We start from the raw sequence: 3,979 nt of genomic DNA on the forward strand, positions 1-3,979 counted from the left end.
TCTCTAGCTCCTGGCATCCCCAAAACGGGGGTCCAAATGGGTTTGGGGATAGGTGGGGCGATTTGTGGTCAAACCGCCCCGTTTTCAAGTGAGTCCGTCGAAAAGACGGACTTAGGCGTACTTCTTGATCACTTCGTCGGCGACGTGTTGCGGCACCGCTTCGTAGTGGTCGTACTGCATGGTGAACTGGGCGCGGCCCTGCGACATGCCGCGCAGCGTGTTCACGTAGCCGAACATGTTGGCCAGCGGCACGAAGGCGTTCACGACGACGGCGTTGCCGCGCATGTCCTGACCCTGGATCATGCCGCGACGGCCGTTCAGGTCGCCGATGATCGAGCCCAGGTACTCTTCCGGGGTCACGACCTCGACGGCCATGATCGGCTCGAGCAGCTTCGGTCCGCCCTTTTCCTTCAGTTCACGGAACGCAGCCCGCGAGGCGATTTCAAACGCCAGCACCGAGGAGTCGACGTCGTGGAAGGCGCCGTCGATCAGGGTCGCCTTGACGTCGATCACCGGGAAGCCGGCCAGCAGGCCGTTGTCCTTGGCCGACTTCAGGCCCTTTTCCACGCCCGGGATGTATTCCTTGGGCACGGCGCCGCCGACGATGGCCGACTCGAAGACGAAGTCCGAACCCGGCTCGCCCGGCTCGAACACCAGCTTGACGCGGGCGAACTGGCCCGTACCGCCGGTCTGCTTCTTGTGGGTGTAGTCGATCTCGGCCTTGCGGCTGATAGACTCGCGATAGGCCACCTGCGGCGCGCCGATGGTCGCTTCGACCTTGTAGGTGCGCTTCAGGATGTCGATCTTGATGTCCAGGTGCAGCTCGCCCATGCCCTTCAGGATCGTCTGACCCGACTCGTGGTCGGTCGAAACGGTGAAGGACGGATCTTCCGAAGCCAGCTTGGCCAGGGCGACGCCCAGCTTCTCCTGGTCGGCCTTGGTCTTGGGCTCGACGGCGATCTCGATAACCGGCGCCGGGAATTCCATCTTCTCGAGGATGACCGGCGACTTCAGCGGATCGCACAGGGTGTCGCCCGTGCGGGTTTCCTTCAGGCCGGCCAGGGCGACGATGTCGCCGGCGTAGGCTTCCTTGATGTCCTCGCGGTTGTTCGAGTGCATCAGCAGCATGCGGCCCACACGCTCACGCTTGTCACGCGACGAGTTCAGCAGCGACTGGCCGGTCTCCATCTTGCCCGAGTACAGGCGGCAGAAGGTGATCGAACCGACGAAGGGGTCGTCCATGATCTTGAACGCCAGAACCGACAGGGGCTCTTCGTCCGAAGCCTTGCGGGTGATCGGCTCTTCGGTCTTGAAGTCGATGCCCGGCGTCGGCGGGATGTCCACCGGCGACGGCAGGTAGTCGACGACGGCGTCGAGCAGGGGCTGGACGCCCTTGTTCTTGAAGGCCGAGCCGGCCAGGATCGGATAGAAGGCGCCGGTGATGACGGCCTTACGGATGCAGCGCTTCAGCACTTCAACCGAGGGCTCGTTGCCTTCCAGATAGGCTTCCATCGCCTCGTCGTCGATCTCGACGGCGTTGTCGACCAGGTACTGGCGAGCGGCGGCCACGGCGTCAGCCATGTCGGCCGGGATGTCGCGCACGTCGGCCGAGGCGCCGACTTGGTCGGTTTCCCAGACCAGGGCCTTCATCTCGACCAGGTCGACCACGCCCTTCAGGTTCGATTCCGAACCGATCGGCAGTTGGATCGGCACGGCCTTGGCGCCCAGACGGTCGCGGATCGACTCGACCGACTTTTCGAAGTCGGCGCCGATCTTGTCCATCTTGTTGACGAAGACGATGCGCGGAACGTTGTACTTGTCGGCCTGGCGCCAGACGGTTTCCGTCTGCGGCTCGACGCCGGCGTTGCCGTCCAGCACCGTGACGGCGCCGTCGAGCACGCGCAGCGAACGCTCGACTTCAATGGTGAAGTCCACGTGGCCGGGGGTGTCGATGATGTTCAGACGCTTTTCGCGCCAGAAAGCGGTCGTCGCGGCCGACGTGATGGTGATGCCGCGTTCCTGCTCCTGGTCCATCCAGTCCATGGTGGACGCGCCGTCGTGCGTCTCGCCCATCTTGTGGTTCTTGCCGGTGTAGAACAGGATCCGCTCGGTCGTCGTCGTCTTGCCCGCGTCGATGTGGGCCATGATGCCGAAGTTGCGGTAGTCTTCGATTTTATGAGTGCGGGGCATTGAAGTTGCCTTCCGGGAGCTTCGCGGACGCGGCGAGCGCCCTGGGGTGTCGGATATGACGGCGCGGGCGGTTCAACCTGAACGCCCGCGCCGGATCGTCTTAAATAGTCGCCGCCATTGGCGGTTTTAAGACGCTTACCAGCGGTAGTGGCTGAAGGCGCGGTTGGCTTCGGCCATCTTGTGGGTGTCTTCGCGCTTCTTGACCGCGGTGCCGCGGTTGTTCGAGGCGTCCAGCAGCTCGGCGGCCAGCTTTTCCGTCATGGTGTTTTCGCCGCGGTTGCGCGCGGCGTTGACCAGCCAGCGGATGGCCAGGGCGCGACGACGGTCCGGACGGACCTCGACCGGCACCTGGTAGGTGGCGCCGCCGACGCGACGCGAACGGACTTCGACCGACGGGGCGACGTTTTCCAGGGCGGCGTGGAAGGTCTCGACCGCAGTCTGCTCCTTCTTCTTGTCTGCCAGGATGTCGAAGGCGCCGTAAACGATGTTTTCGGCGACGGCCTTCTTACCTTCGTACATGACGTAGTTCATGAACTTGGTGACCACCAGGTCTCCGAACTTGGGATCCGGCAGAACTTCACGCTTCTGGGCGCGGTGACGACGCGACATGGGTTATTCCTTCTCGGGCCCGACTGACGTCGGGAAAATCTCTGAAACGTAGGCCGGGGCCGATTACTTCGGACGCTTGGCGCCGTAGTGCGAACGACGCTGCTTGCGGTCCTTGACGCCTTGCGTATCGAGCACGCCGCGCAGGATGTGGTAGCGAACGCCGGGCAAGTCCTTCACGCGGCCGCCGCGGATCAGCACGACCGAGTGCTCCTGCAGGTTGTGGCCTTCGCCGGGGATGTAGCACACGGCTTCGACGCCGTTCTTGGCCAGGCGGACCTTGGCGACCTTACGCAGAGCCGAGTTCGGCTTCTTCGGGGTCGTGGTGTACACGCGGGTGCAGACGCCGCGACGCTGGGGCGAACCCTCCAGGGCCGGAACCTTGTTGCGAACCGGCTTCGGCTTGCGGGGCTTGCGGATCAGCTGGTTGATCGTGGGCATTCGAATTCGTCTCTTTTCGATGTGGAGGCGTGTGTCTTTCGACCGGAGCGCCTCATGAGCCTTCTTTTGAACGGGACCGAAGCCCCGCCCGGGTGTTATCGAGCCGAGGTCACGACGCCCAAACAGAAAAACCGGAACGCGCGCTTCGGGCGTTCCGGCGGGACACAGCCCGTCCGTTCAATTGTCACGATCTCAGCGGACGGCGAACCGCCCACGTCTCGAAAGTGCGCGGCTTCTACGCGCGATCCGTTAACAGGTCAAGGGATTCGCTCAGGCCGACGCCTGCAGCCCCGCGTTCGCATCCTGTTCAGGGATCAATGATATTGCGCCTATATATCGCCATGCTTGCCTAGGCATCATTCGTTCAGACGATGGGGGAGCCTTCATGAGCATCGCCGTTCTGACCGCAGACCCCGCGAAACGGGCGCGACCGCGCCTCAAGCGGACCCTGACGGCGGGGGCCTCCCTGCTGATGCACGTGATCGTGCTGGGCAGCATGGCTCGCTATGCGGCGGACGACCGGCGCGAGGCTCTCCCTCCGCCGCCGGCGCCGCCGATCATCCAGCTTGAACTCGAACGTCCGTTCGTTCCGCCGCAGCCGTCGCCGCCCCTGCCTGCGCCGACGCGCGTCCCGACGCCTCCGCCCACGCCGATGGAATCGCAACCGCCTCAGAGAACAGCAGCCCAACCTTCGCCGGCTCCTGCTCCGGCGCCCGCCGCGGTTCAGGCGACGCCGCCCCCT

Annotated in this window: 3 protein-coding genes and 1 pseudogene; 1 reads left to right on the plus strand and 3 read right to left on the minus strand. The window is 64.2% G+C overall.

Translation table 11 applies throughout. From position 1 onward, the window contains the following. Positions 1 to 111 precede the first annotated feature (111 nt). From fusA to rpsL, 3 genes are all read right to left on the minus strand, one after another. Entirely contained in the window at positions 112 to 2,190 is a 2,079-nt protein-coding gene (gene fusA / locus BDIM_RS10150; protein ID WP_003165506.1) for an elongation factor G, read from the minus strand. 135 nt (positions 2,191 to 2,325) lie between these two features. Continuing rightward, positions 2,326 to 2,799 (minus strand): 30S ribosomal protein S7, encoded by a 474-nt coding sequence (gene rpsG / locus BDIM_RS10155; protein ID WP_003165507.1) that lies wholly within the window; start codon positions 2,797 to 2,799, stop codon positions 2,326 to 2,328. 63 nt (positions 2,800 to 2,862) lie between these two features. After that, entirely contained in the window at positions 2,863 to 3,237 is a 375-nt protein-coding gene (gene rpsL, locus BDIM_RS10160) for a 30S ribosomal protein S12 (protein ID WP_003165508.1), read from the minus strand. A gap of 385 nt (positions 3,238 to 3,622) precedes the next feature. Between rpsL and BDIM_RS18310 the strand changes: the two are divergent. Then, positions 3,623 to 3,979: pseudogene (locus BDIM_RS18310) on the plus strand (hypothetical protein); the annotation flags it as partial.

The organism is Brevundimonas diminuta ATCC 11568, assembly GCF_000204035.1.
GTDB lineage: Bacteria > Pseudomonadota > Alphaproteobacteria > Caulobacterales > Caulobacteraceae > Brevundimonas > Brevundimonas diminuta.